Here is a 24306-nt window from a genome sequence, read left to right on the forward strand (position 1 = left end):
GAGAACTGGATCACGGAAATCATCATGAGCCCCACCACTTCCCGCTGGCTGTTTATCTGTCTGCTTGCCCTCGTTATCTGGCGTCTGCTTCCGCTCTCCACCGAGCAGGAGATGGCTGCCGCCAACCGTGCCTGGCGTACCGGTCACTTTGATGAGGCGACCCGGATCTGGTCACCACTGGCGGCGCAGGGGCAACCCCGGGCGCAAGCCTTGATGGGTTGGAGCCATGAAGTGGGGCAGGGGAGCGAGCAGGATATGCAGCGGGCCATCAGCCTCTATCGCCAGTCGGCGCAGGCGGGGGATGCTTTTGGTCAATATCGGCTGGCAGAGCTCTATCTGCGCGGCGTCGGGGTAAAGCGGGATCTGCGAGAAGCCTTTCACTGGATGGAGCAGGCCGCCCGCAACGGTGATGTACCTGCCATGTTGAAAGTCGGTGTGCTTCATCTGATGGGGGCGAGCGGCAGAGTCGATTTGCCCCAGGCGAAACAGTGGCTCTATCAGGCGGCACAAAAGGGCAACAAGTTGGCGCTTCAGGTGCTGCAAGAGCTGGCGCTGGCAGAGGAGGGGAGCAGTGACTTTGACTTCAACTGGCAATCTCTGCTTGGTGAATAGTCGGCAGGAGACTCATTTGACTGTAGAAAATATCTGCAAATCCGATACAGCACGCCCGACTTCTGGTAGCATGGGGCCGTTTTGGCTTGGTTTGTCACGTTAGACATGTGGTTTACGTGTCAGGCCGTCTTCGCAAAGTGCTGTGGAGAACCAGAACATCACCCATTTCGAATTTATTTTCCATCCCGCATGTGACCTTTGGTAGGGGTCACCACTGTATAAGGAAACACATAATGCCAATCATTACTCTGCCTGACGGCAGCCAACGTCAATTTGCCCACTCTGTTTCCGTCATGGATGTGGCTGCGGACATCGGTCCCGGTCTCGCTAAGGCGTGCATTGCCGGTCGGGTAAACGGTGAACTGGTGGATGCGTGCGAGCTGATCGAAGCCGATGCTGCGCTGGCCATCATCACCGCCAAAGACGAAGAAGGTCTGGACATCCTGCGCCACTCCTGCGCCCACTTGCTGGGTCATGCTATCAAGCAACTTTGGCCCCAGACCAAGATGGCCATCGGTCCTGTCATCGACAACGGCTTCTACTATGACGTTGATCTTGACCGTACCCTGACCGATGAAGATCTGGCTGCCCTGGAAGAGCGCATGCTGGCGCTGGTAGCCAAGGATTACGACGTCATCAAGAAGAAAGTCTCCTGGCAAGAAGCGCGCGATGTATTCGAGGCGCGCGGAGAGTCTTACAAAGTCGAAATCCTGGATCAGAACATTGCCCGTGATGACCAGCCAGGTCTCTATCATCACGAAGAGTACATCGACATGTGTCGCGGCCCGCACGTGCCCAACATGCGTCACTGCCACCACTTCAAGTTGCTGAAGATGTCCGGCGCCTACTGGCGCGGCGATTCCAACAACAAGATGCTGCAGCGTATCTACGGTACCGCCTGGGCTGACAAGAAGCAGCTCAAGGCCTATCTGCAGCGCCTGGAAGAGGCCGCCAAGCGCGACCACCGCAAGATCGGCAAGCAGCTTGACCTGTATCACATGCAGGAAGAAGCACCCGGTATGGTGTTCTGGCACAACGATGGCTGGACCATCTTCCGCGAGCTGGAAACCTTCATCCGCGGCAAGCTCAAAGAGTACGACTATCAGGAAGTGAAAGGTCCGTTCATGATGGACCGCGTCCTGTGGGAGCGTTCAGGTCACTGGGAGAAGTATGCCCAGGCCATGTTCACCACCCAGTCTGAAAACCGCGAGTACGCCATCAAGCCGATGAACTGCCCGGGTCACGTCCAGATCTTCAACCAGGGTCTGAAGTCCTACCGTGATTTGCCGCTGCGTATGGCCGAGTTTGGTTCCTGCCACCGCAACGAGCCGTCCGGTTCCCTGCACGGTCTGATGCGGGTGCGCGGCTTCACTCAGGATGACGCTCACATCTTCTGTACCGAAGAGCAGATCATGGAAGAGGTCTCCGGCTGTATTCGTATGGTCTATGACGTCTACGGTACCTTTGGCTTCGAGAACATCGTGGTCAAGCTCTCCACTCGTCCCGAGCAGCGTATCGGCTCCGACGAGATGTGGGATCGTGCCGAGAAAGCCCTGGCCGAAGCGCTGGAGCTCAACGGTCTGAAGTACGATCTGCAGCCGGGTGAAGGGGCGTTCTACGGTCCCAAAATTGAATTTACCCTGCACGATTGCCTTGATCGTGCGTGGCAATGTGGTACCGTGCAGCTCGACTTTGCCCTGCCTGGTCGTCTGGGTGCCACTTATGTGGGCGAAAACAACGATCGTCATGTACCTGTGATGATCCACCGGGCCATCCTGGGTTCTATCGAGCGCTTCATCGGTATTCTGACTGAAGAGTACGCCGGTCTGTTCCCGACCTGGTTGGCACCGACTCAGGCTGTGGTCATGAATATCACGGACAATCAGGCCGATTATGCGGTGAAAGTAGCCAAAGCATTGAATGATGCGGGCCTTCGCGCAAAAGCGGACTTGAGAAATGAGAAGATTGGCTTTAAAATCCGCGAGCATACTTTGAAGCGAGTACCTTTCATGCTGGTCTGCGGCGATAAAGAAGTTGAAGCCGGTAAGATTGCAGTACGGACTCGTAAAGGGGCTGACCTGGGCACTTATCCTGTTGAAGAGTTTATCGCTCTGCTGACCCAGGAAGTTCAGACCCGCGGACAAAAGAAAGTGGAGGAATAAGCTATAAAAGGCGGAAAAAAACTGGGCAAGCAACCGCAAGCCCGCGCTCACCGGATCAATGAAGAGATCCGTCTGAAAGAAGTTCGTCTGACTGGTCTGGATGGTGAAGCCATTGGCATCACCTCCATTCAGGATGCTCTGAACTTGGCCGCAGAGGCCGGAGTTGATCTGGTCGAGATCAGTCCAAATGCTGAGCCGCCCGTTTGCCGGATCATGGATTACGGCAAATTCCTCTACGAAAAGAGCAAAACAACCAAAGAACAGAAGAAAAAGCAGAAAGTCGTCCAGGTTAAGGAAATCAAATTCCGTCCTGGCACTGACGAAGGCGACTATCAGGTAAAACTACGCAACCTGGTTCGCTTTCTGGAAGACGGGGACAAGGCTAAGGTCACCCTGCGCTTCCGTGGTCGTGAAATGGCCCACCAGGATCTTGGTATCAAGGTTTTGGAGCGCGTCAAGAACGATCTGGAAGAGTTGGCCGTAGTCGAGTCGTTCCCGAAAGTCGAAGGCCGTCAAGCTGTGATGGTCCTCGCACCTAAGAAGAAATCTTAAGGCCCACAAGAAATTGACTCATGGGGCTCGCCCCATGAGTTGGTTCGCCTTGCGATTTTGTTGTCACTCACAATGCGGAGTATGAAATGCCGAAGATGAAAACCAACCGGGGTGCTGCAAAGCGCTTCAAAAAGACTGGCTCGGGTCGCTTCAAGTGCAAGCACAACCACCTGCGTCACATCCTGACCAAGAAGAGCAGCAAGCGTAAGCGTCAGCTGGGACCGAAATTCATGGTTTCTGCTGCCGACCACAAACGTGTTGTCGCTTGTCTGCCGTACGCATAAGGGGGGATGTGAAAAATGCCAAGAGTTAAACGTGGTGTGACTGCTCGAGCTCGTCACAAGAAAGTAATGAAAGCCGCCAAAGGTTACTACGGCGCCCGTTCCCGTGTTTACCGCGTAGCGGTACAAGCGGTAACCAAAGCTGGTCAGTATGCCTACCGTGACCGTCGCCAGAAAAAGCGTCAGTTCCGTCAGCTGTGGATTGCGCGTATCAACGCTGCAGCCCGTCAGAACGGTCTGTCCTACAGCCGTCTGATCAACGGTCTGAAGAAGGCTTCTATCGAGATCGATCGCAAGATCCTGTCCGATATCGCCGTTCACGACAAAATGGCTTTCACCGCCCTGGTTGAAAAAGCTAAAGCAGCTCTGGTCTAATCCAGTTCTGTTATAAACGCTAAAAGGAGGCTCAGGCCTCCTTTTTTGTATCTATAACCATCTGTTTTACATCACTTTTTCTTTTTCCTCGTCCATATTCTGTCCACTGTTTTACACGCGCTACAGTTTTCTCCACACAAGGCGATATGTGCGAGATGACCTGTTCTACAAATGGTTTATATGCCAACAAACTAGATGTTTGTTCTATTATTTCAAGAGTGACGGTGAGCCGATGAGACTCGCTTGATATAACAAAATGATTTGTAGGGAGAAAAGCCCACCTTAGCTATGGTCAGCGAAGGGGCTTTTTTTGTATTATTCCCCTCTTGACCTTATTTAGCCTAAAGGCTCCTGTACCGGGAGTGGTGACGAGGAAGACATGCAACAGCTTGAAGAAGTAGTCGGCCAAGCCAGAGCCGAAATTGAGGGCGTGAGCGATATCGCGACCCTCGACGAAATCCGGGTCAAATATCTGGGTAAAAAGGGCTTTTTTACCGAGCAGATGAAGGGCCTGGGTGCCTTGTCTGCCGAAGAGCGTCCCGCCGCGGGCGCCGTGATCAACCAGGCCAAACAGCAGGTTCAGGATGCGCTGAACGAGCGTCGTGAAGCGCTCGAAGTTGCCGTGCTGAACCAGAAGCTGGCCGCCGAGACCATCGACGTCAGCCTGCCGGGTCGCCGCATCGAGAATGGCGGTCTGCATCCTGTAACCCGCACCATCGAGCGCATCGAGCGCCTGTTTGGCGAGATGGGCTTCAAGGTTGCCCGTGGTCCCGAGATTGAAGATGGCTTCCACAACTTCGATGCGCTGAACATTCCGGCTCATCACCCGGCGCGTACCGATCACGATACCTTCTACTTCAATCCTGATCTGATGCTGCGTACCCACACCTCCGGTGTGCAGATCCGCACCATGCAGCAGCAACAGCCGCCGATCCGCATCATTGCACCGGGCCGCGTCTATCGTAACGACTACGACATGACCCACACCCCGATGTTCCATCAGGTTGAAGGTCTGCTGGTTGACGAGCATGCCAGCTTTACCGAGCTGAAGGGCATTCTGCACGACTTCCTGCGTAACTACTTCGAGGAAGACCTGACCATTCGCTTCCGTCCTTCCTACTTCCCGTTCACCGAGCCGAGCGCCGAAGTCGACGTGATGGGCAAGAACGGCAAGTGGCTGGAAGTGCTGGGCTGCGGCATGGTGCACCCGAACGTGCTGCGTTCGGTCGGTATCGATCCGGAAAAATACTCCGGCTTTGCCTTCGGCATGGGCGTTGAGCGCCTGACCATGCTGCGTTACGGGGTCAACGACCTGCGTGCCTTCTTCGAAAACGACCTGCGCTTCCTCAAGCAGTTCAAGTAAGGGCGAGAGAACATGAAATTCAGTAAATCCTGGGTGATGGAGTGGGTCCGCACCGAGTTGAGTGACAACGCACTGGCCGAGCAGATCACCATGGCCGGTCTGGAAGTGGACGCCGTGGAAGCGGTTGCCGGCCAGTTCAACAATGTGGTGGTGGGTGAAGTGGTCGAGTGCGCCCAGCATCCTGACGCCGACAAACTGCGGGTGACCAAGGTCAACGTGGGTGAAGCCGAGCTGCTGGACATCGTCTGCGGCGCGCCAAACTGCCGTCAGGGCCTGAAAGTGTGCGTGGCCAAAGTAGGGGCGACTCTGCCGGGTGATTTCACCATCAAGAAAGCTAAACTACGCGGCCAGCCGTCTCACGGCATGCTCTGCTCTTTCAGCGAGCTGGGTATCGACGTTGAAGCCGATGGCATCATCGAGCTGCCGGCCGATGCCCCCATCGGTACCGATATTCGCGACTACCTCAATCTGAACGACGTCTCCATCGACGTGGATCTGACCCCGAACCGTGCCGACTGCCTCGGTATTGCTGGTCTGGCCCGTGAAATTGGTGTGCTCAACAGCGTCGACGTGGTCGAACCGACCTGGACACCAGCCGTTGCCACCATTGATGCAACTTTCCCGATCCGGGTTGAAGCGCCAGCCGATTGCCCCCGTTATCTGGGGCGCGTCATCAAGGGGCTGAACCTGCAGGCCCAGAGCCCGCTCTGGATGCAAGAGAAGCTGCGCCGTGGCGGCATTCGTTCCATCGACGCCATTGTCGACATCACCAACTACCTGCTGCTGGAATACGGTCAGCCGATGCACGCCTTCGATCTGGCTACCCTGGAAGGGGAACTGGTGGTGCGTCGTGCCCACGCCGATGAGCCGATGACCCTGCTCGACGGCAACGAAGTGAAGCTCAAAGAGACCACCCTGGTGATTGCCGATGCCAAAGGTCCTGCCTGCATGGCCGGGATCTTCGGCGGCAATCGCACCGGTGTTTCCGAGACCACCACCGACGTCCTGCTGGAGTGCGCCTTCTTCGCGCCGCTCTCCATCACCGGCCGTGCTCGCGCTTACGGTTTGCACACTGACTCTTCCCACCGCTTCGAGCGCGGGGTGGATCCGCAGCTGCAAGCCAAGGTGATGGACAGAGCCACCCGTCTGCTGCTGGATATCTGCGGCGGCGAAGCGGGTCCGGTCATCGAGGTCAAATCCGATGCCCATCTGCCGAAAGCGGCCCCCATCAAGCTGCGTCGCAGCAAGCTCGATAAAGTGATCGGTATCAGCGTGGCGGATGCTCAGGTGGTCGAGATCCTGACCCGCCTCGGCATGCAAGTCACTGTGGATGCTGACGGTTGGACCGCGCTGGCACCCTCCTGGCGTTTCGATATCGCCATCGAGGAAGATCTCATCGAGGAAGTGGCCCGCATCTACGGCTACAACAATATCCCGAACCTGAAACCCGCCGCCTCTCTGGCGATGGTGGAGCAGGCAGAAGGGCAGGTGACCTTGAAGCGCGTGCGCGACCTGCTGGTTGACCGCGGCTTCCAGGAAGCGATCACCTACAGCTTCGTCGATCCCAAAACCCAGCAAACCCTGTTCCCGCAGAGCGATGCCATCGTGCTGCCGAACCCGATCTCGGTCGAGATGTCCGCCATGCGTGTCTCTCTGTTCCCGGGTCTGGTGCAAGCCGTTGTTTACAACCAGAATCGTCAGCAGCCGCGTGTGCGTCTGTTCGAGCAGGGTCTGCGTTTCATCAAGGATGAAAGCGCCGAGAACGGCATCCGTCAGGAGCCGATGCTGGCCGGTATCATCACCGGCAACCAGAGCGACGAGCACTGGGACATCAAAACCCGCGCAGCCGACTTCTTTGATTTGAAAGGGGATCTGGAAGCGGTGCTGGACTTGACCGCCGAAGGGGCCACCTTTACCTTCGAGCGTACCGAGCACAGCGCCCTGCATCCGGGCCAGAGCGCAGCCATCCTGCGTAATGGCGAGATCATCGGCCACATCGGCGTGATCCACCCGAGCCTCGAGAAGAAGCTGGGCCTCAAGAGCCGCGTGGTGATGTTTGAGCTGGAGCTGGACAAGCTGACCCCGGCCAAGGTGCCTGTGGCAGCCGAAGTTTCCAAGTTCCCGGCGAACCGTCGCGACATCGCCGTGGTGGTCGATCGTCAGGTTCTGGCAGGTGATGTGCTTGCGGTAATTAAAAAAGTTGGCGGAAATCAGGTAGTTGGAATAAACTTGTTTGACGTATACCAGGGTGCTGGTATGGCAGAGGACAAGAAGAGCCTGGCCATCAGTCTTGTATTGCAAGACACCCAGCGCACCCTGGAGGAGAAAGAGATTGCCGAGACCGTAGACAATGTCGTGCGGGCCCTTGGTGAAGAGTTGAATGCATCCTTGAGGGATTGATCTATGGCGCTTACCAAAGCCGACATTGCAGAGCACCTGTTCACCCAGCTCGGGATGAGCAAGCGTGAAGCCAAAGATATGGTGGAAGCCTTCTTTGAGGAAATCCGACAGGCGCTTGAGCGTGGTGAACAAGTCAAGATTTCAGGCTTCGGTAACTTTGACCTTCGTGAGAAGAATCAGCGTCCCGGACGCAACCCCAAGACGGGCGAGGATATTCCTATCAGCGCCCGCCGCGTGGTGACCTTCCGGCCTGGCCAGAAGCTCAAGGCCAGGGTAGAAAATGTTGAACCCAACGAGTGATAAAAAGCCAGGCAGATGCCTGGCTTTTGTTTTCAGATGACCAAATTCCCCGTTTTTCTTCTGGGTGCCGTGCTGGCACTGCCATTGCACGCCAAGCCTTTGCAGACAACAGTGCTGCCGTTGGCGCCGGCGACCCAAGCTTATGTAAATTCACTGAGTCAGCTTTCGCTCTGCTATCCTGCGACGCTTCCTCCACCATACCTGATGGCCGAGGGGGGACTGCTCAAGGATCGTCTCGCCCGGTTGCAGGAGCTGTTCCCGGTTCCCCTCGTGCTCAAAGAGTTGCCCGATTGGCAGACATTGCGCAACGGGCTCGCAGAGGGTGACTGCGACATCATTCCCTATGTCGGAACCCGCAAGAAGGCCGTGGAGGGCATGCGGTTAAGCCGTCCGATGATGGAGACCGATGCCGCCATCCTCTACAAGGGTGAAAATCTCAAACAGGCCCGCTTTCTGGTCTACTCGGTAGCAGACTCTGCCCGCCTGCTGCACGAGCTTTATCCTCAGGCGCGCATTATTTCCCTAAAAAGCGGAGAGAAGGTCTACGACGCGCTGCAGAGCGGCAAGGGTGATGCCTATCTGGGGGACTATCTGCAACTGCGCTATCTGATGCGCGAGTTTCCTGCCGATGGTTTGCGCCTGCGCCGCCTGTTTGGTGAGGATCGGATCATCAGCTATCGCCTGATGATGCGTGATCAGCCTGAGTTGGCCAATCTGGTGGACACCCTGATCCGTCATATGCCCGCCGGTACTATCTATACCGATCTGGCTCGCTATCTCGATCAGGGGTCGCTATATGTCAACCAGCCCCACTTCAGCGATACCGAGCAGGCCTGGTTATCCGGCCGCGGGCGCACCATTCGCCTGGTGGTCAATCCCGAGTTGATGCCCTATAGCGGCGTCAATGATCTGGGGGAGGCGAAAGGGTGGAGCGCGGATGTGCTGCGCTGGGTCACCCAGGAGACCGGCCTGAAATACAAGCTGGTGCCTGCCGCCAGCAAGGCGGAGGCCGTAGAAAAGCTTCACCGTGGTGAGGCGGATATGATGGCCAGCTTGCCGGAATCCCCGGCATTGACGGATCAGTTCATTTTCAGCCGGACGATCTCCACCAACCGGTTTGCCTTGATCAGCAAGCGCAAGCTGGCTGCTGATCGCATTACCCAACTCAAGCGCCAACGTATTCTGGTGCCTGAATCCCTCTACGATCCCTCCTTGCTCGCCCTGCTCGGTGATCAGGAGTGGCTTCGCACCGACGGCATTGAGCAGGGGCTTGCAGCGATCAAACAGGGCAAGGCTGACGCCATGCTGAGCGAGCTTTATCAGCTGCAATATCCCCAGCGTACCAACTTGCTGGAAGGGCTCGATATCGAGGAGCTGGAAGATCGCTTCAGCCTTGGCTTTGCCATCAACAAGAGTCAGACCGAACTGGCCGGGGTGATGGATCGCAACCTGATGGCGCTGACCAGCACCCAGATTGACGAACTTAACCAGCGCTGGCGCCGCTTGCTCGTCGTGCAGCAGCCCGGCGTGAGCTACGCCGCCTGGTTTGGCTCCATTGCCATGGCACTGCTGGTCAGCAGCATTGTCATCGGCGGGATCTGGCGTTCCCGCCAGCAACTGGCACGGGAAGTGGCCCAGCGTCACGCCGCCGAGAAGGCGCTGGCCATCGAGAGCGAGCTGCGGGAAACCATGTTTCAGGCGTTGCCGGTGCCCGTCTATCTGCGCAACAGCCAGGGCAAGGTGATCAAATCCAATAAACAGGGGCGACGTCTGGCCCTGCGCTATTCGCAGCAGTTGATGCTGCCGCCGGTGCAACCTCAGAAGAGTGAAGGGGAGTTGGTGCTGGGGGATCAGGTTTTCGCCTATGCCCAGCATCCGCTGCGACTGGACAAGCAGGCACCTGCCACCGATCTCATCGCCCTGTCGGATATCAGCGTGCTGCGTGAGCAGGCCCGTTTTCTGCGTCAGGCAGAGCGCCGCCTGCGTGCCCTGACCAATACCGTGCCCGGCGTGGTGCTGCAGTTTATGTTCGAGCGGGGACGGGTAGGGGGTATCGAGTTTATCAGCCGGGGCTGTTACGAGCTGCTGGGGCTGGCGAGCCAGCAGATCCGTCGTGAGCCCAAACGGGTGCTCACTATGCTGGAGCGCGAGGATCGCCGTCGGGTACGCCGTGAGATGTTCGCTATGCTGCAGGCTGGCAAACCCTTCGCGTTCACCATGCGCTATCACCATCCGACCAAGGGTCTGCGCTGGTTGCAGCTCTATGGCCGTGGCCGCAGTCAGCCGCAGGGTTGGCGGATCTATGCGGTGATGCAGGATGTCACTACCAGGGTCGAGCAGGATCAGGCATTGCAGCACTCCCATGAGCAGGCGCAACAGGCAGTTCTGGCCAAGGGGCGCTTTTTGGCCGCCATCAGCCACGAGATCCGCACGCCGATGAACGCCATGCTCGGCTTGCTGGAATGGCTGGCCAGCACTCCTTTGTCGAGAGAGCAGGATTCGGCGCTGGCACGGGTGCGTCAGGCGGGGGATGAGTTGCTCGGCCTGCTCAACGATGTGCTCGACTTTAGCCGCAACGAAAACAGCAAACTCTCCCTCTCGCCGCAACCCACCGATTTTGCCGAGCTGTGTGAGCACGTGGCGGCGGTGCACTGGACCAAGGCGCGGGCCAAGGGATTGCAACTGCGCCTTAAGTTGGACCCGGCTCTGCCAGCCCTGCAGACCCTCGACCCTCACCGGGTACGGCAAGTGCTCCATAACCTGCTCTCCAATGCCATCAAGTTCAGCCTGCGTGGGGAAGTGGTGCTGTGGGCCGAGGTGGTCGCATCGACCTTGCGCTTTGGTGTGGATGATCAGGGACCGGGGATCACTGCCAAGATGCGCACCACGCTCTTTATGCCGTTCGAGCAGTTTGCCGTTGAAGGGCAACTGCGGGCGCCGGGCACCGGTCTTGGTCTGGCGATCTGCAAGCAGCTGGTCGAGCAGATGGGTGGCCTTATCGATGTCGAGGGGCGCGTCGGTGGCGGTAGCCGCTTCTATTGCGAGTTGCCGCTGAAGCGGGTGCAGCAGGAGCCGGACTGGCAGCCCAATGTGCGGCAACTGGCACTCTCTTTACCCCACGATGAGGCGCAAGCGCTGTCGCCCTGGCTTAGTCGATTGGGAATCGCCACCGTCAGCAACGCCGTTGATACGCTGCAAGCGGAGGTGGACGAGAAGGGGCTCTACTATTGGGCCTGGCAAGGGGAGTCCTGGGTGCCCGGGACCATCATCACCCTGCTGCAGCCACGGCTGACCCCGGATCAACCGGTCGCAGGCACCCAGCCAGGGCTTGGCATGCGGGTACTGCTGGTTGAAGATCACGATGTCAATCGCGAGCTGATCAGCCTGCAACTGGGGCAACTTGGTGCCAGCGTTATCACTGCCGCCAACGGGCAGCTGGCGCTGGAGATGCTGGCGCAGCAGGAGGTGGATTTTGTGCTGACCGATCTGCAGATGCCGGTGATGAACGGGGCCGAGCTGTGCAGGCAATTGCGCCAATCAGCCCGTTGGGCCCGTCTGCCGGTCTATGTGATCACCGCAGATCTCAGTGATCAGGCGGCAAGGGAGCTGCAATCCTGCGGTTGCGATGGCCATCTGGACAAGCCGGTCGCCCTCAAGGAGCTGGCGACCTTGCTGCGCCATATTGCCAAAGAAGGGAGCAATGTTGTCGCCCCGACACCGGTTGCCTCGCTGCTGACCGATGAACTGGCCGCCCTTTATCTGAAGGCTACCCGTGATGATTTGGCCGAACTTGAGCGCTGCAGCACAGAAGAAGATGAAGTTGGCGTGAATGCTGCTTTACACAAGTTGAAGGGGGCCGCCAGAATGGTAGGGGCGACTGCGTTGGTGGCGGTCATTGAAGAGTGGCAACAGGCGCCCCATCCGATGCTGCAAGCCAGATTGAACCAGGCACTGGATGAGTTCAGCCAGCAGTTTTCAAAGAGGGCTCAAGATGATCATCACTGATGAAGAATTACTGGCGTTGCTCGATTCGGAAGAGCATGAGGCGGCAGGATTTTGCCCCATTGTGCTCTATGCCCTCGACAGCACCGCCCATGAGTTGGCCAGCACCATGACATTGCCCTCCTATGTCACGCTGCACCGTACCCGACCGGATGCCTGCTGGCAGTGGGAAGGGCTGTTTGCGGCCGGCGCCATCGCACTTTACGACCCCACCGCTCATCAGCAGGCGGACTACTTCTCCCAGTTGCAGCAGCATGAGGGAATTTACGCTATTGGCGAGGATTGGCTGGGGGGGCTTGCCGCCAGTTATCGTGACTGGTGCAACTGGCTGGCCGCTAACAAGGTGCTGCTGCTCGAGGATCACCCGTTTCAGGGAATGCAGCTGCAACAGACCATCGCCGGGTTGGGGCTCTCCTGTCAGTGGGTACAGGATGAATCGGCCTGTCTTGTGGCATTGTCGGCGGGCGACATCAGCCTGCTGGTGTGCGATCTCAGTCTGGTGGAGCAAGATGCCATCAGTCTGCTGATGAACCAGCCCCAGTTGCAGGAGGCCGGGCTGCCCATTGTGCTGCTTTCGGCCCATGAGCAGACGCTGATCGACGGTGCCCGCCGCCTGCTGCACGATGCCGGTTTCAATATTCTGGCGGCGCTGGCCAAGCCGCTTGATTGCGACGAGCTGCTCAGGTTGCTGCGTCGAGTCTATCTGGGCCCGCTGCGTCAGCAGCGCTTGAGCGGCCAGCGCCGCTCCATCCGCCGGTGGCAGGGGGAGGTGCAGGGTCAGCTAGGGCTGCTCTCCAGTCCCGCGACCCCTCATCTGGTCTGGCTGGCGGTGACGGGTCTGCCCAGCCGCTGGGAGGCGCTCAAGGAGTGGCTGACGGAGCAGTCGCGTACCCCAGCCGAACTGACCCTGCTGATCCACCGTCGTGACCACCTGCTCGGCAATGCCGAGCGCTTCGCGCTGGTGCTGCAAGCCAGTCTGGCGGGGAGCAAGCTGGCGCTGCTGCTCGATAACAGCCAGCATCTGCCATTCGATCTGCTGGAGCGTTTGCCGCTGCAAGCCTTGCTGCTGGGGCAGGGGATCTTGCCTGAGATGGAGTCCTTGACCGGTGACTCCCTGCTGGGGCGTTTTATGGCCCGGGTTCGGGAGCTGGGGATCGCCGTTTATCTGGATGATCCTTACAACCTGCTCGACGTCGAAGTGTGGCGAGAGCGCGGTATGATGGGGCGCTGGTAAGCCATGCCGCGCTACCTCTGCTGGCCCATGCACCGGGAGCGCCTTGGCAAAGGGCTGGAGGGCTGGCCCCATCCGGTTTCCCGGGCTGCGCTGCCACTGGCTATGGAGGTATCCGGGGTGCCTTGCCTGCTGCGCGAGCTGCATGGTGTGGCGCCTGCCCGCATGCTGGCCGCTTACGATGCATTGAGTGAAGAGAGCATCTATCTGCGCTTTATGCGCTCGAAACGGACGCCGCCACCGGAACAGGTGGCCCAATTTCTCAATTACCATCCCGAGCAACAGATCTCGCTGCTGCTGACCGATCTGGCCGGTGAGCCGCTGGCTCAGGCGCAATCAATCCGCCGTCGCCTTCATCCCGATCGGGCGGAGTTCTCCTGCATCGTGGCGGATCACTTCCAGCACAAGGGGGCGGGGCGGCGCATTCTGCTGGCGCTGGCACTGCTGGCCAGGGAGGACGGGATCCGGGAGTGGACGGCGGAAGTGCTGGCCCAGAACCGGCCCATGCTGACCCTGCTCAAGCGCCTTGGCTTGCCGCTGACCCTGGTGACCGGACGGGAGATGGTCTTTGTCAGGCTGGATCTGTCGGTACTGGATGCCTGGTTGCCCGTGCCGCCAGCGGCGCCGCTTAAGACCAAGGGCGAATAGTGACACTTTTTTCCCTGTGCTAAGGTCACATTTATTGTGCGGGGATAGACGGAGCAGCTTATGGCGCAGTCATATAAACATATCGTGATCCTGACCGGCGCGGGGATCTCTGCCGAATCCGGCATCAAGACTTTTCGTGCCTGCGACGGCTTGTGGGAAGAGCACAAGGTCGAGGATGTGGCGACCCCCGAGGGGTATGCCCGGGATCCCGAACTGGCGCTGCGCTTTTACAACTCCCGCCGTAAACAGCTGCAACAGCCCCAGGTTCATCCCAATCCGGCCCACTATGCGCTGGCCCGCCTCGAGCGACTGCTGCCCGGTTCGGTGACCCTGGTCACTCAGAACATCGACAATCTGCATGAGAGCGCGGGCAGCAAGAACCTTATCCATATGCACGGCGAGCTGCTCAAGGCCCGCTGCCCCGAGTCCGGTCAGGTGATCGAGTGGCGCGGTGATCTCCATCAGGACGAGCTCTGCTCCTGCTGCCAGTTTCCCCAGCCGATGCGTCCCCATGTGGTCTGGTTTGGCGAAATGCCGCTCGGGCTGGATCGCATCTACAGCGCGCTTGCCCAGTGCGATCTCTTTATCTCCATCGGCACCTCTGGCGCCGTCTATCCGGCCGCCGGGTTTGTCCATGAAGCGGGATTGAACGGGGCGCACACCATCGAGCTCAATCTCGAACCGAGCGAGGTAGGTAGCCAGTTTGACGAAAAACGCTATGGCCCAGCCTCCCTGCTGGTGCCCGCCTATGTCGATGAGTTGCTGGAGGCGTGCGGCATTCATCAACCGAGGCAAGTCGAGGGGCACAACTGGATGGAGATGCGCGGTCCCTGAGCTACTGTGCGACGGGACAGTTGCAATGGTTCGGTGAAATCGCCACACTGGCAACCATTTAAAAAATGGGACGCAGTTGGCGCAAATTACCATGACCGCAGTAAAGCAATGGATCGCTTTTTTTCTCCTGATGCTGGCCAGTGCCAGCGCATCGGCCTCCATCCCCCTGATGACCCTGGTACTGCCAGATGGCCAGCAGGTGACCCTCGATGAGGCGGCCCTCTCCGCCTTGCCACAGACCGAATTCACCACGACTACCCCCTGGACCCAGGGCACCCACCACTATCGCGGGCCGACCCTGTCAGCCGTGCTGGCGGCGCAAGGGATCCCGGATGCCCGCAAGATCGCCGTTTCGGCCCTCAACGGCTATCAGCAGGTGGTGGATCTGGCCCTGTTCGACGGCGTGCCGCTGACCCTGGTGCGTCAGGAGGACGGCAAACCGCTGACCCGGCGCAACAAGGGGCCGCTCTGGCTGCTCATCCCGTTCACCACCTATCCCAAGCTGGACGTCCCTGCCATTCACAACTGCATGGTGTGGCAGGTGACCCGCATCGAGATCGTCGATTGATGGGGCTATCCCGCCAAAATCTGCTGTTGGTTGCGGTGTCGCTGCTGTTTCTGCTCTCGTCGGGCAGCAGCCTCTATCTGCAGTATCGGCAGGAGCAGCTGGTCGATACTTTCTACCGCAATGTCCACTGGAACATCAGCCAGGTGATGCTCGAATCCCAGCGTTTTCTCTACGACCTGCAGCTCTATCGGGCTGGCAGACTGTCGATGGAGACCCTGAGCCTCGATTACGATCTGCTGTGGAACCGGCTCGATATCTTCCTCATCAGCAGTGAGACCGCCGAGATGCGCCAGCGGCACGGACTCGGCAAGGTGCTGGCCACCCTGTTCGAGCAGATCAAGCAGCTCGAACCCCAGATGGAGGCTGGTGCGCTGCGCGAGGGGGCTGAGCTTGCCCGCTTGCAGGAGGCGATCGCCAGCCAGACCCGTCTCATCGAACAGATAGGGGATCAGATCCTCTCCGGCCAGGAGCGGGAGCATTCGGTCAGCCAGATCCGTAACAGCCTGTTTTGGCTGCAGATCTGGCAACTGATCCTGCTGCTGACCGGTGGCGCTCTGGTCGCAGCCCTCATTCGCGCCAATCTGGCGAACCGTCGGCTTGCCCTGCTCGATCCCCTGACCCAGCTTGGCAACCGCCGTGCCCTGCAGGAGCAGCTCTCTCGCGCTCTGCATGCCGATGATGTGAGCGCTTTGGTGGTGCTCGATCTCAAGCGCTTCAAGCAGGTCAATGATCTGCTGGGTTATCAGGTCGGAGATCGGCTGTTGCAGATGGTGGCCAACAAGCTGCAACAGGCCCATGGCAGTCACGCTTACCGGCTCGGTGGTGACGAATTTGCCGTGGTGCTGACCAAGGCGGATGATGCGCTGGAAACCGCCATTCATGAGCTGGTGGATCTGCTCCATTTCGAGTTTGTGACCCGGGAGTGCAGCTTCGATCTGGCCTGTCGGCTCGGGGTCGCCAAGGCGCAACAGCAGGATGCCGCACGGCTGCTGGATCAGGCCATCCTGGCCCTCAATCAGGCCAAGCGTAGCCAGGAGGGGGCGATCAGCTGGTTTGAGCCTGCCATGCTGCAGCAGTTGCAGTTGAGTCAGCAGCAACTTCATCAGCTGCGAGAGTGGCTGGCGGGGCGCGAGCCTGCACCGCTGCGAGTGGCGTTGCAGGCGCTGACGGACGGACAGGGCAACGAGATGTGGCAATTGGCGCTTGAGTGGCGTGAGCTGGGGGCGCCCTGCCAGATGCGCTGGCTGCAGGAGTGCGGCGTACTGGGGCCCGTGTTGGCCCGTGTGCTGCAGGCGCACGAGGCGCAGTATGCCGATGGTCGGGCACTGCTGGTCCCGCTCGACAATCAGGCCCAGCTGACCCATCTACTGGCCTATTTGCCGGAGGCTTCCCGTACGCCGCTAGTGTTGTTGGTACCGACGCTACAGCCGGATGGTGCCTTGCTGGCGGGATTGCGGCAGCAGGGTTGTACTCTGGCGCTCAGAGAGATTGGCTGCACCACCTCGGCACAGCTGGCAGCAGGCTGGCCTGTCCGCTACTGGCTGCCGCAGGGTGATGAAGATGGCGAGTTGCTGCAACCTCTGGCCAGACGATTGGGGCTGGTGCCACTGCAAGTGCTGGCAGTCAGGGAGACCCGGTCGCTGGCCTGAGGGCAAAAAGCGGTATTGCACCGGTAAGAGACAGAATGAAACAAGGCGACCTTGGGGTCGCCTTGTTCTTTTGTTTCCCCTGAAAATCAGGGGCGGGGCGCGCAAGATTGTCTGATCACCAGGTCAGGGTCGACGGTGATCAGGTGATTCTCCACCGCCTCGCCGTTGATCCGCGCCAGCAGGCGGGTGACGGCGAGGCGCCCCAGCTCCTCTTTGGGTTGGTTGACGGTGGTGAGCGGCGGCGACATAAATTCAGCCAGCGCAACATTGTCGTAGCCAACGATGGAGATATCCCGCGGGATCACCAGCCCCGCCTGATGGGCGGCACTGATGGCTCCCATCGCCATCATGTCGTTGCAGACAAAGAGGGCTGTGGGGCGCTCGGGCAATGCCAGCAGACGAGTCATCGCCTGATGGCCGCTGGCGCAGTCAAAGTCCCCCTCCTGGATCCACTCTTGATTGATCGTGAGACCTGCCTCCTGCAACGCCTGCTCGAAGCCAGCTTGGCGCTGGTTGGCGGGGGCGCGGCTGTGGGGGCCTGTGATACAGCCGATGGCGGTATGGCCCAGTTCAATCAGATGGCGGGTCGCGAGATAACCACCGTGGAAGGAGTTGTCGGCGATAAGGTCTACATCCTCGCTAACCAGACCCCAATCCATCACCACCACCGGCAGGCTCTTGAGCCAGTCGAGCTGGTTGAACACCTCTTGTTGGCCTTCGCTACACATGATCAGCAGGCCATCGACCCGCTTGCGCAGCATCATCTTGAGGTAGGAGAGGGCCGTCTCGGCCTGACCCTCGGTGTTGCCCAGCATCAGGTTGTAGCCCTGCTCGAAGCAGTAGCGCTCCACCCCGCGCACCACCTCGGCAAAGAAGGGGTTACTGGAGGTGGTGACCAGCATGCCGATACTGTTGGTCTCCTTCACCTTGAGGCTGCGGGCCACCAGGCTGGGGGCATAATTGAGTTCGCGCATGGCGGCAAAGACCCGCTCACGGGTCTCTTGTGCCACGAAACGGGTCTCGTTGATGACATGGGAGACGGTGGTGGTAGAGACCTGGGCCCTCGCCGCCACCTCCTTGATATTGGCCATCAGTGCCCCTGCGCAGTCTGCTCAAGCAGGAAGGTGTCGACCTCCTGCTTGCTCGGGATCGAGCTCTGGGCACCGAAGCGGGTGACGGAGAGTGCCGCCGCCCCGTGGGCAAAGCGCACCGCGCTGTGGAAATCGGCACCCGCCAGTTCCGCCGCCAGCAGGGCGCCGTTGAAGGTATCGCCCGCGGCAGTGCTATCCACCGCCTTGACACGAAAGCCCGGGATCAGCTGTTGCTGCTGTGCGTTGCTGCAATAGACCCCCTGCGACCCCAGAGTGATCATCACATCCGCAATGCCCATCTGGTGGAAGCGGGCTGCCGCCTCGCGGGCGCTCTTTTCGTCGGTGACTTTGACGCCGGTCAACAGCTCGGCCTCGGTCTGGTTGGGGGTGATAAGATCCACCAGCGCCAACAGCTCAGCGGAGAGCGGGCGGGCGGGGGCGGGGTTGAGCACCACCCGGGTGCCGTGGGCGCGGGCCAGCCGTGCAGCTTCATGAACGCTCTCCAGCGGCACTTCCAGCTGCAACAGCAGGGTGTGGGCGTAGGCGATCATCGCTTCGTGGTTTTTCACCACAGCCGGAGTGATGGCGCCGTTCGCTTCGGCGGAGATACCGATACTGTTCTCCCCCTCATCGCTCACATAGATGATGGCGATACCGGTCGGGAGCTTGGGATCGAGCTCGACGGCGCTGACGTCGATGCCATCTTTGGCAAAGCCGCTCTTCATCTGGTGGCCGATGGCATCATCACCGATGCGGGCGATAAAGGAGACGGGGGCGCCAAGGCGGGCGGCCGCAACCGCCTGATTGGCCCCCTTGCCACCGGGCACTACCTGATAGCTGTGACCGGTCAGGGTTTCACCCGGGCGAGGAAAGTGGGGAACACGCAGCACGTGGTCTGCATTGACACTGCCCAGAACGACGAGACGATTCATGTTGACTACTCCTGATGCATCTTGGCTTGAACACTCTGACTGAGTGAGTTCAAGCCGGGAGGCACCTGAACGAGAGGGAAAAGGGGAGGCGAACCTCCCCTCGAGAACTTACTTGCTGACTACTTGCAGCGGTACCGGAATGGATTTCTCGACCGGCTGACCTTTCAGCACCTTGTCGGCAGTCTCGACGCCGATGGCACCAATCAGGGCAGGTTGCTGGGCCACGGTGGCGGCCAGTTTACCCTTGGCAACGGCGGCTTTACCATCGTCAGTGCCGTCGAAGCCGACGATCATTACCTCTTTACCGGCAGCCTGCACCGCGCGGATGGCACCCAGCGCCATCTCGTCGTTCTGGGCAAAGACGGCTTGAACGGTCGGGTGGGCCGCCAGCAGGTTTTCCATGACGTTCAGACCCTTGGTGCGGTCAAAGTCGGCAGGCTGGGAAGCCAGCACTTGCAGCTTGTTGGCCGCCACGGCCAGGGCAAAACCTTCGCCACGGTCGCGGGCGGCGGAGGTACCGGCAATCCCTTCCAGCTGAATGACCTTGGCACCGGTACCCAGTTTCTCGGTGATAAAGTCACCGGCCAGCTTGCCGCCCGCCACGTTGTCGGAGGCGATATGGGCCTTGACCTCACCCTGCGCGGCGCCGCGGTCCAGGGTCAGCACCGGAATGCTGGCGCGGTTGGCCAGACGGATGGCGTTGCCGACCGCTTCGGAGTCGGTGGGGTTGATCAGGATGGCGCCGACCTTGCGTACGGTGAGATCTTCCATGTTGGAGAGCTCTTTGGCCGGGTCATTCTGGGAGTCCAGTACCACCAGCTCGTAGCCAAGCTCCTTGGCCTTGGCTTCGGCACCCTCTTTCATGGTGACGAAGAAGGGGTTGTTGAGGGTGGAGACCACCATGGCCAGGGTTTGATCGGCGGCATGGGCGGTGCCCAGCACGGACATGATGGCGGCAGCGAGCAGGGTATTGAGCTTTTTCATCATTTCATTCCTTGTGTGTGGCTTGTCTTATCAACGATTGCTTTTGTTATCGATCATCACGGCAAGCAAGATCACGCTGGCCTTGGCGATCATCTGGTAATAGGAGGATACGTCGAGCAGGTTGAGGGCGTTATTCAGGAAGCCGATGATCAAGGCACCGATCAGGGTCCCCATGATGCGTCCCTTGCCGCCCATCAGGCTGGTACCACCCAGCACCACCGCGGCGATGGCATCCAACTCGTAACCCATGCCCGCCGTCGGCTGGGCAGAGGAGAGACGAGAGGTAACGATAAGCCCTGCCAGCGCCGAGAGCGCGCCGCACAGACCATACACCGCCAGCTTCACCCGATCCACATTGATGCCGGAGAGGCGGGTAGCCGATTCGTTGCCGCCCAGCGCGTAGATGTAGCGACCGAGACGGGTGTGGTTGAGCATGAACCAGGCGAGCAGGAAGACGATGGCCATCAGCCAGATGGGCACCGGCAGACCGAACAGGTAACCGGTACCGAGCCAGGCGAAGTGATCGGCGCCGTCACTGAAACCGGTGGAGATGGGGCGACCTTCGGTATAGACCATGGTGATGCCGCGCAGGGCGGTCATGGTGACCAGGGTGGCGATAAATGCCTGTACCTTGCCCTTGGCAATGATGAGGCCGCTGACGCCGCCCAGCAGGGCACCGGCACCCAGGGTGAGGGGCACCACCAGCCAGATCGGCAGCTCCATGGCGACCATGGTGGCAGCCAGCGCGCCGCACAGGGCCAGTACCGAGCCGACCGACAGATCGATACCGGCGGTGAGGATAACCAGCGTCATGCCGACCGCCATGATGGCGTTGACCGAGGTCTGGCGCAGGATGTTGAGCAGGTTGTCGGCGGTGAAGAAGTTGGGGCTTAAGGCCGAGACCACACCAATCAGGACCAGCAGCGCGACCAGGGATTTGTTCTCGATCCACCACGCCTTGCTCATGACGCCACGGCGGGAAAGGGTTTGGGTTGTCATTGGGATGCCTCTTGCTCTGCTTGCCACTGTTTACCGACTGCCGCCGCCATCAGCTTCTCCTGATTGGCATCGCGGGTGTTGAACTCTGCGCTGATGCGCCCTTCGTGCATCACCATGATGCGATCACTCATGCCGAGCACTTCCGGCATCTCGGAGGAGACCAGGATGATGCTCATCCCCTCCTTCTTGAACTGGTTGATCAGCTGATAAATTTCCTTCTTCGCCCCCACATCGACGCCGCGGGTCGGCTCGTCGAGGATCAGCACCTTGGGCCGGGTCAGCAGCCCCTTGGCGATGGCTACCTTCTGCTGGTTGCCGCCAGAGAGCAGCTTTATCAGCTGATCCTGACTCGGGGTCTTGATGTTGAACAGGCGCACATAGTCGCTCACCGCCTGCCGCTCGGCCTTGCCGTCAATCTTGCCGTTGCTGATGAACTCGTCGAGGGCGCAGAGACTCATGTTTTCGCGCACCGACAGCTCCAGCACCAGTCCATCTCCTTTTCGATCTTCGGAGATATAGGCGATGCCTGCGGCCAGACCATCGGCCGGGCTTTTGGGCACCAGAGCATGACCGTCCACTGCCACTTCACCGGCGCTGATGGGGCTGGCGCCATAGATTAGCTTCATCAGTTCGGTACGGCCGGAGCCCATCAGGCCGCTAAAGCCCAGAATTTCCCCCTGACGCAGGGAGAAACTCACCCCGCGCACGCCGGGACCGGCCAGATCCTTAACCTGCAGGCTGACGGGGCCAAGCTCGCGCTCAAGACGCGGATACTGCTCTTCCAGTCGGCGGCCCACCATCATCTCGATGATCTTGTCTTCATCCAGATCGCTCACCGCCTTCTCGCCGATCCACTTGCCATCGCGCAGCACAGTGACCCGATCGCAGATCTCGAAGATCTCCTTGAGGCGGTGGGAGATATAGACGATGCCGCAGCCTTGTTCGCGCAGCTCGCGGATAACCTTGAACAGCTGCTCGGTCTCGGTATCGGTCAGCGCATCGGTCGGCTCGTCCATGATGATGACGCTGGCATCGAACGACAGCGCCTTGGCAATCTCCACCATCTGCTGTTCGCCGATGGAGAGATCCCCGAGCCGGGTATCCGGGCCGTGTTTGACGCCAAGTCGCGCCAGCAGCCCGCTCGCCCGTTCGCGCAGCTGTTTGTGGTCGATGCTGCCAAAACGGGTACGGGGTTCGCGCCCGAGGAAGATGTTGGCGGCGATAGAGAGCTCCGGCAGCAGGTTCAGCTCCTGGTGGATGATGCTGATCCCCTGATCCTGAGAGTCGCGGGGGCCCTTGAAGTGGACCGACTGACCGCGGTAGCTGACACTGCCCGCATCGGCCTGATAGATACCGGTCAGCACCTTCATCAGGGTGGATTTGCCGGCGCCATTTTCACCGAGCAGGGCCATCACCTGGCCCGGATAGACCCGCAGACCCGCTTCGTCGAGGGCACGTACACCGGGGAAGGTCTTGACGATCCCGGTCAGCTCCAGAATGGGTGAGAGGGGCGAGGTTGTGCTCATTTGCAGCTTCCTTGAAGAGGCCTTCTTTGAAGAATGTCAGAACGCCACACCGGCGCAGAGGATCAGGTTGGCGTAGGGAGTCACCTCGCCGCTGCGCACGATCGCCTTGCTCTGGCGGGAGCGGGTCTTGAACTCCTCGTGCAGGCAGTATTCGATGGCGATGGGCTTGCCCTGAGCGGCTGCGTGGGCCTCAAGCTGATCGACCAGAGCCTGATGGGCGGCGGGGCTGATCTGCTTGATCTCGCTTGCCATGATCGCTTTCTCCACCACCAGATCGGTGAGCAGGGCGGTCAGTACGGTTTCAAGACTGGGCGTCCCCGCCATCAGCGCCAGATCGATCCGCTCCGGACCTGCCGGAATGGGCAAGCCTGCATCGCAGACGGTGATCTCGTCGGTGTGGCCCATCTGTGCCACCAGAGCACTCAGGGGAGCATTGAGCAGTACGCCTCGTTTCATACAGCACCTCATCAGGCCTTGGCCCGTCAATCTGTGAACCGCTAGGCAACCGGTTACGCAACCGGTTGCGTCATGACGCAAAGATAGGCTTTTTACTAAGGAAGGGCCACGGCAAAACCACGGAAATGTGAAAACGATCTCAAAGGCGGGAGAAGAAGTGCAGGGGAGGAGGCAGGAAGGGTGTCAGCAGAGCCCTGACACCCTTGTTATTCATCGAGCTATTGATTTTATGGTTAGTTGGCCACTGCCTTGGCGACCGCCGGACGGCTCAGCATGCGCTGATAATGCTCGGCAACCTTGGGGAATTCACTGATCTCGACCCCATCGCTTTTCAGCCAGCCCGCGACCACGAACAGATAGATATCCGCCACGCTGAACTGCTCGCCCAGCACCCAGGGGCCTGCCAGATAGTGCTGCTCAATCTGGGCAAAGCCATCGCGCATATTGCTGGCGACTTTCTGCTGCATGGCGGCAATGGCTTGCTCGTCATCGGCCCAGCGGCTGCCACGGCGACCGTGGGCATGGGAGACATGCACGGTGGAGGCGAGGAAGCTGTTGACCTCCTGCATGCGGGCCAGCAGAAACGGGTTGTCCAGCGGCGCCAGCTTGGCATCGGGGAAGCGCTGCGCCACATAGAGCAGCAGGGCCGGGGTCTCGGTCAGAGTGCCCTGCTCGGTGATCAGGGCAGGCACCCGCCCTTTGGGGTTGATGGCAAGATACGCAGGATCACGCTGCTCACCGGCGGCGAGGTTGACGAGACGGGGTTGGAACGGGGCATTTGCTTCCAGCAGGGCAATCTGCACGGCCATGGCACAGGTGCCGGGAGCGAAATAGAGGGTCAGATCGGACATGAATACTCCTGATTGGCTCAGGCCACCCGCAATATCGGCGAAAGATTGCTTCGCGGAGCACCACGGGCAGTCATGAAAAAAGAGAGGGGGCAACGCTTGCCCCCACAACCAATCTACACCCCTAAGGGGTAATGAAAAAGCGCAGAATTAATCGGCTTTGGCAGCCTTGTCGGTTAAAGGCTGGGGGATAGTTGTTACCTTGATTGATGTTATCCTAACGTTGTAATATGTCCGTTGTTCGCTTTTTTATTTTTGAACATCCGAAATTACTTGTTCATAGGCTTTAGGTATAAGAGCGCCATTCGTTAATGTGAGCATTATCTTGCTTACAATTGAGTATTTTAACTCACCATCCTTACCTTTTTTACAATGGGCCCTCAAACCTGGGTATTTATTCTTAACGATTGTTTCTAAGGAAGGTGCGAACAAGTGGATCGCACCTTCACCACGAACTCTTTGTCCGCATTTGAAATGCCCATCACTCCAAAAA

At 59.4% G+C, this 24306-nt stretch carries 22 protein-coding genes; 14 read left to right on the forward strand and 8 right to left on the reverse strand.

Annotated elements, in window-relative coordinates; genetic code table 11:
- Nucleotides 1-24: 24 nt before the first annotated feature.
- The 14 genes from OKB77_RS19645 to OKB77_RS19710 all read left to right on the forward strand — a co-directional run bounded on the left by OKB77_RS19645 (nt 25) and on the right by OKB77_RS19710 (nt 16977).
- Nucleotides 25-612 (forward strand): tetratricopeptide repeat protein, encoded by a 588-nt coding sequence (locus tag OKB77_RS19645; RefSeq protein ID WP_270818232.1) that lies wholly within the window; start codon nt 25-27, stop codon nt 610-612.
- Between the two features lie 233 nt (nt 613-845).
- Nucleotides 846-2774 (forward strand): threonine--tRNA ligase, encoded by a 1929-nt coding sequence (thrS, locus tag OKB77_RS19650; RefSeq protein ID WP_005336690.1) that lies wholly within the window; start codon nt 846-848, stop codon nt 2772-2774.
- Between the two features lie 21 nt (nt 2775-2795).
- Nucleotides 2796-3326: a translation initiation factor IF-3 gene (gene infC, locus OKB77_RS19655; RefSeq protein ID WP_196783562.1), complete on the forward strand. Its 531-nt coding sequence runs from the start codon at nt 2796-2798 to the stop codon at nt 3324-3326.
- Nucleotides 3327-3412: 86 nt separating this feature from the next.
- Nucleotides 3413-3610 (forward strand): 50S ribosomal protein L35, encoded by a 198-nt coding sequence (rpmI, locus tag OKB77_RS19660; RefSeq protein ID WP_005336688.1) that lies wholly within the window; start codon nt 3413-3415, stop codon nt 3608-3610.
- Nucleotides 3611-3625: 15 nt separating this feature from the next.
- Nucleotides 3626-3982: a 50S ribosomal protein L20 gene (gene rplT, locus OKB77_RS19665; RefSeq protein WP_005336687.1), complete on the forward strand. Its 357-nt coding sequence runs from the start codon at nt 3626-3628 to the stop codon at nt 3980-3982.
- 379 nt (nt 3983-4361) lie between these two features.
- Entirely contained in the window at nt 4362-5345 is a 984-nt protein-coding gene (pheS, locus tag OKB77_RS19670; protein WP_005351972.1) for a phenylalanine--tRNA ligase subunit alpha, read from the forward strand.
- Between the two features lie 12 nt (nt 5346-5357).
- Nucleotides 5358-7745 (forward strand): phenylalanine--tRNA ligase subunit beta, encoded by a 2388-nt coding sequence (pheT, locus tag OKB77_RS19675; RefSeq protein WP_270818233.1) that lies wholly within the window; start codon nt 5358-5360, stop codon nt 7743-7745.
- Nucleotides 7746-7748: 3 nt separating this feature from the next.
- On the forward strand, nt 7749-8045 hold the full coding sequence (ihfA, locus tag OKB77_RS19680; protein ID WP_005300715.1) for an integration host factor subunit alpha: 297 nt from the start codon (nt 7749-7751) through the stop codon (nt 8043-8045).
- Nucleotides 8046-8060: 15 nt separating this feature from the next.
- Complete coding sequence (locus OKB77_RS19685; RefSeq protein ID WP_270818235.1) at nt 8061-12050, forward strand: response regulator; 3990 nt, start codon at nt 8061-8063, stop codon at nt 12048-12050.
- Entirely contained in the window at nt 12037-13281 is a 1245-nt protein-coding gene (locus OKB77_RS19690) for a response regulator (RefSeq protein ID WP_270818237.1), read from the forward strand. Before OKB77_RS19685 ends, OKB77_RS19690 begins: the two co-directional genes overlap by 14 nt.
- Before the next feature lie 3 nt (nt 13282-13284).
- Complete coding sequence (locus OKB77_RS19695; protein ID WP_236562637.1) at nt 13285-13926, forward strand: GNAT family N-acetyltransferase; 642 nt, start codon at nt 13285-13287, stop codon at nt 13924-13926.
- A gap of 60 nt (nt 13927-13986) precedes the next feature.
- Nucleotides 13987-14760, forward strand: a complete 774-nt coding sequence (cobB, locus tag OKB77_RS19700; RefSeq protein ID WP_270818239.1) for a Sir2 family NAD+-dependent deacetylase — start codon at nt 13987-13989, stop codon at nt 14758-14760.
- Nucleotides 14761-14851: 91 nt separating this feature from the next.
- Nucleotides 14852-15328: a hypothetical protein gene (locus OKB77_RS19705; RefSeq protein WP_103252055.1), complete on the forward strand. Its 477-nt coding sequence runs from the start codon at nt 14852-14854 to the stop codon at nt 15326-15328.
- Complete coding sequence (locus OKB77_RS19710) at nt 15328-16977, forward strand: GGDEF domain-containing protein (RefSeq protein ID WP_270818241.1); 1650 nt, start codon at nt 15328-15330, stop codon at nt 16975-16977. Before OKB77_RS19705 ends, OKB77_RS19710 begins: the two co-directional genes overlap by 1 nt.
- A gap of 86 nt (nt 16978-17063) precedes the next feature.
- Here the strand turns inward: OKB77_RS19710 and OKB77_RS19715 are convergent, their stop codons facing one another.
- From OKB77_RS19715 to OKB77_RS19750, 8 genes are all read right to left on the reverse strand, one after another.
- Entirely contained in the window at nt 17064-18068 is a 1005-nt protein-coding gene (locus OKB77_RS19715; RefSeq protein WP_236562639.1) for a substrate-binding domain-containing protein, read from the reverse strand.
- Entirely contained in the window at nt 18068-19000 is a 933-nt protein-coding gene (gene rbsK, locus OKB77_RS19720) for a ribokinase (protein WP_265775564.1), read from the reverse strand. The genes OKB77_RS19715 and rbsK overlap by 1 nt, the downstream gene beginning before the upstream one ends.
- Before the next feature lie 108 nt (nt 19001-19108).
- Nucleotides 19109-19984 carry a ribose ABC transporter substrate-binding protein RbsB gene (gene rbsB, locus OKB77_RS19725; RefSeq protein ID WP_005336672.1) on the reverse strand — a complete coding sequence of 292 codons (876 nt, stop codon included), beginning with the start codon at nt 19982-19984 and terminating at the stop codon, nt 19109-19111.
- A 30-nt stretch (nt 19985-20014) separates the two neighbouring features.
- Nucleotides 20015-20983: a ribose ABC transporter permease gene (gene rbsC / locus OKB77_RS19730; RefSeq protein WP_005351946.1), complete on the reverse strand. Its 969-nt coding sequence runs from the start codon at nt 20981-20983 to the stop codon at nt 20015-20017.
- Nucleotides 20980-22509 carry a ribose ABC transporter ATP-binding protein RbsA gene (rbsA, locus tag OKB77_RS19735; protein ID WP_058057685.1) on the reverse strand — a complete coding sequence of 510 codons (1530 nt, stop codon included), beginning with the start codon at nt 22507-22509 and terminating at the stop codon, nt 20980-20982. Before rbsA ends, rbsC begins: the two co-directional genes overlap by 4 nt.
- A gap of 36 nt (nt 22510-22545) precedes the next feature.
- Nucleotides 22546-22965, reverse strand: coding sequence for a D-ribose pyranase (gene rbsD / locus OKB77_RS19740; RefSeq protein WP_103252053.1), 420 nt, complete (start codon nt 22963-22965; stop codon nt 22546-22548).
- Nucleotides 22966-23198: 233 nt separating this feature from the next.
- Nucleotides 23199-23816: a glutathione S-transferase family protein gene (locus tag OKB77_RS19745; RefSeq protein WP_199428548.1), complete on the reverse strand. Its 618-nt coding sequence runs from the start codon at nt 23814-23816 to the stop codon at nt 23199-23201.
- Between the two features lie 246 nt (nt 23817-24062).
- The coding region (locus OKB77_RS19750; RefSeq protein ID WP_270818247.1) for a hypothetical protein at nt 24063-24306 on the reverse strand (244 nt) is incomplete at its 5' end.

It is taken from the genome of Aeromonas sp. Y318-3 (assembly GCF_027706185.1).
In the GTDB taxonomy this organism is placed as follows: Bacteria; Pseudomonadota; Gammaproteobacteria; order Enterobacterales; family Aeromonadaceae; genus Aeromonas; species Aeromonas veronii.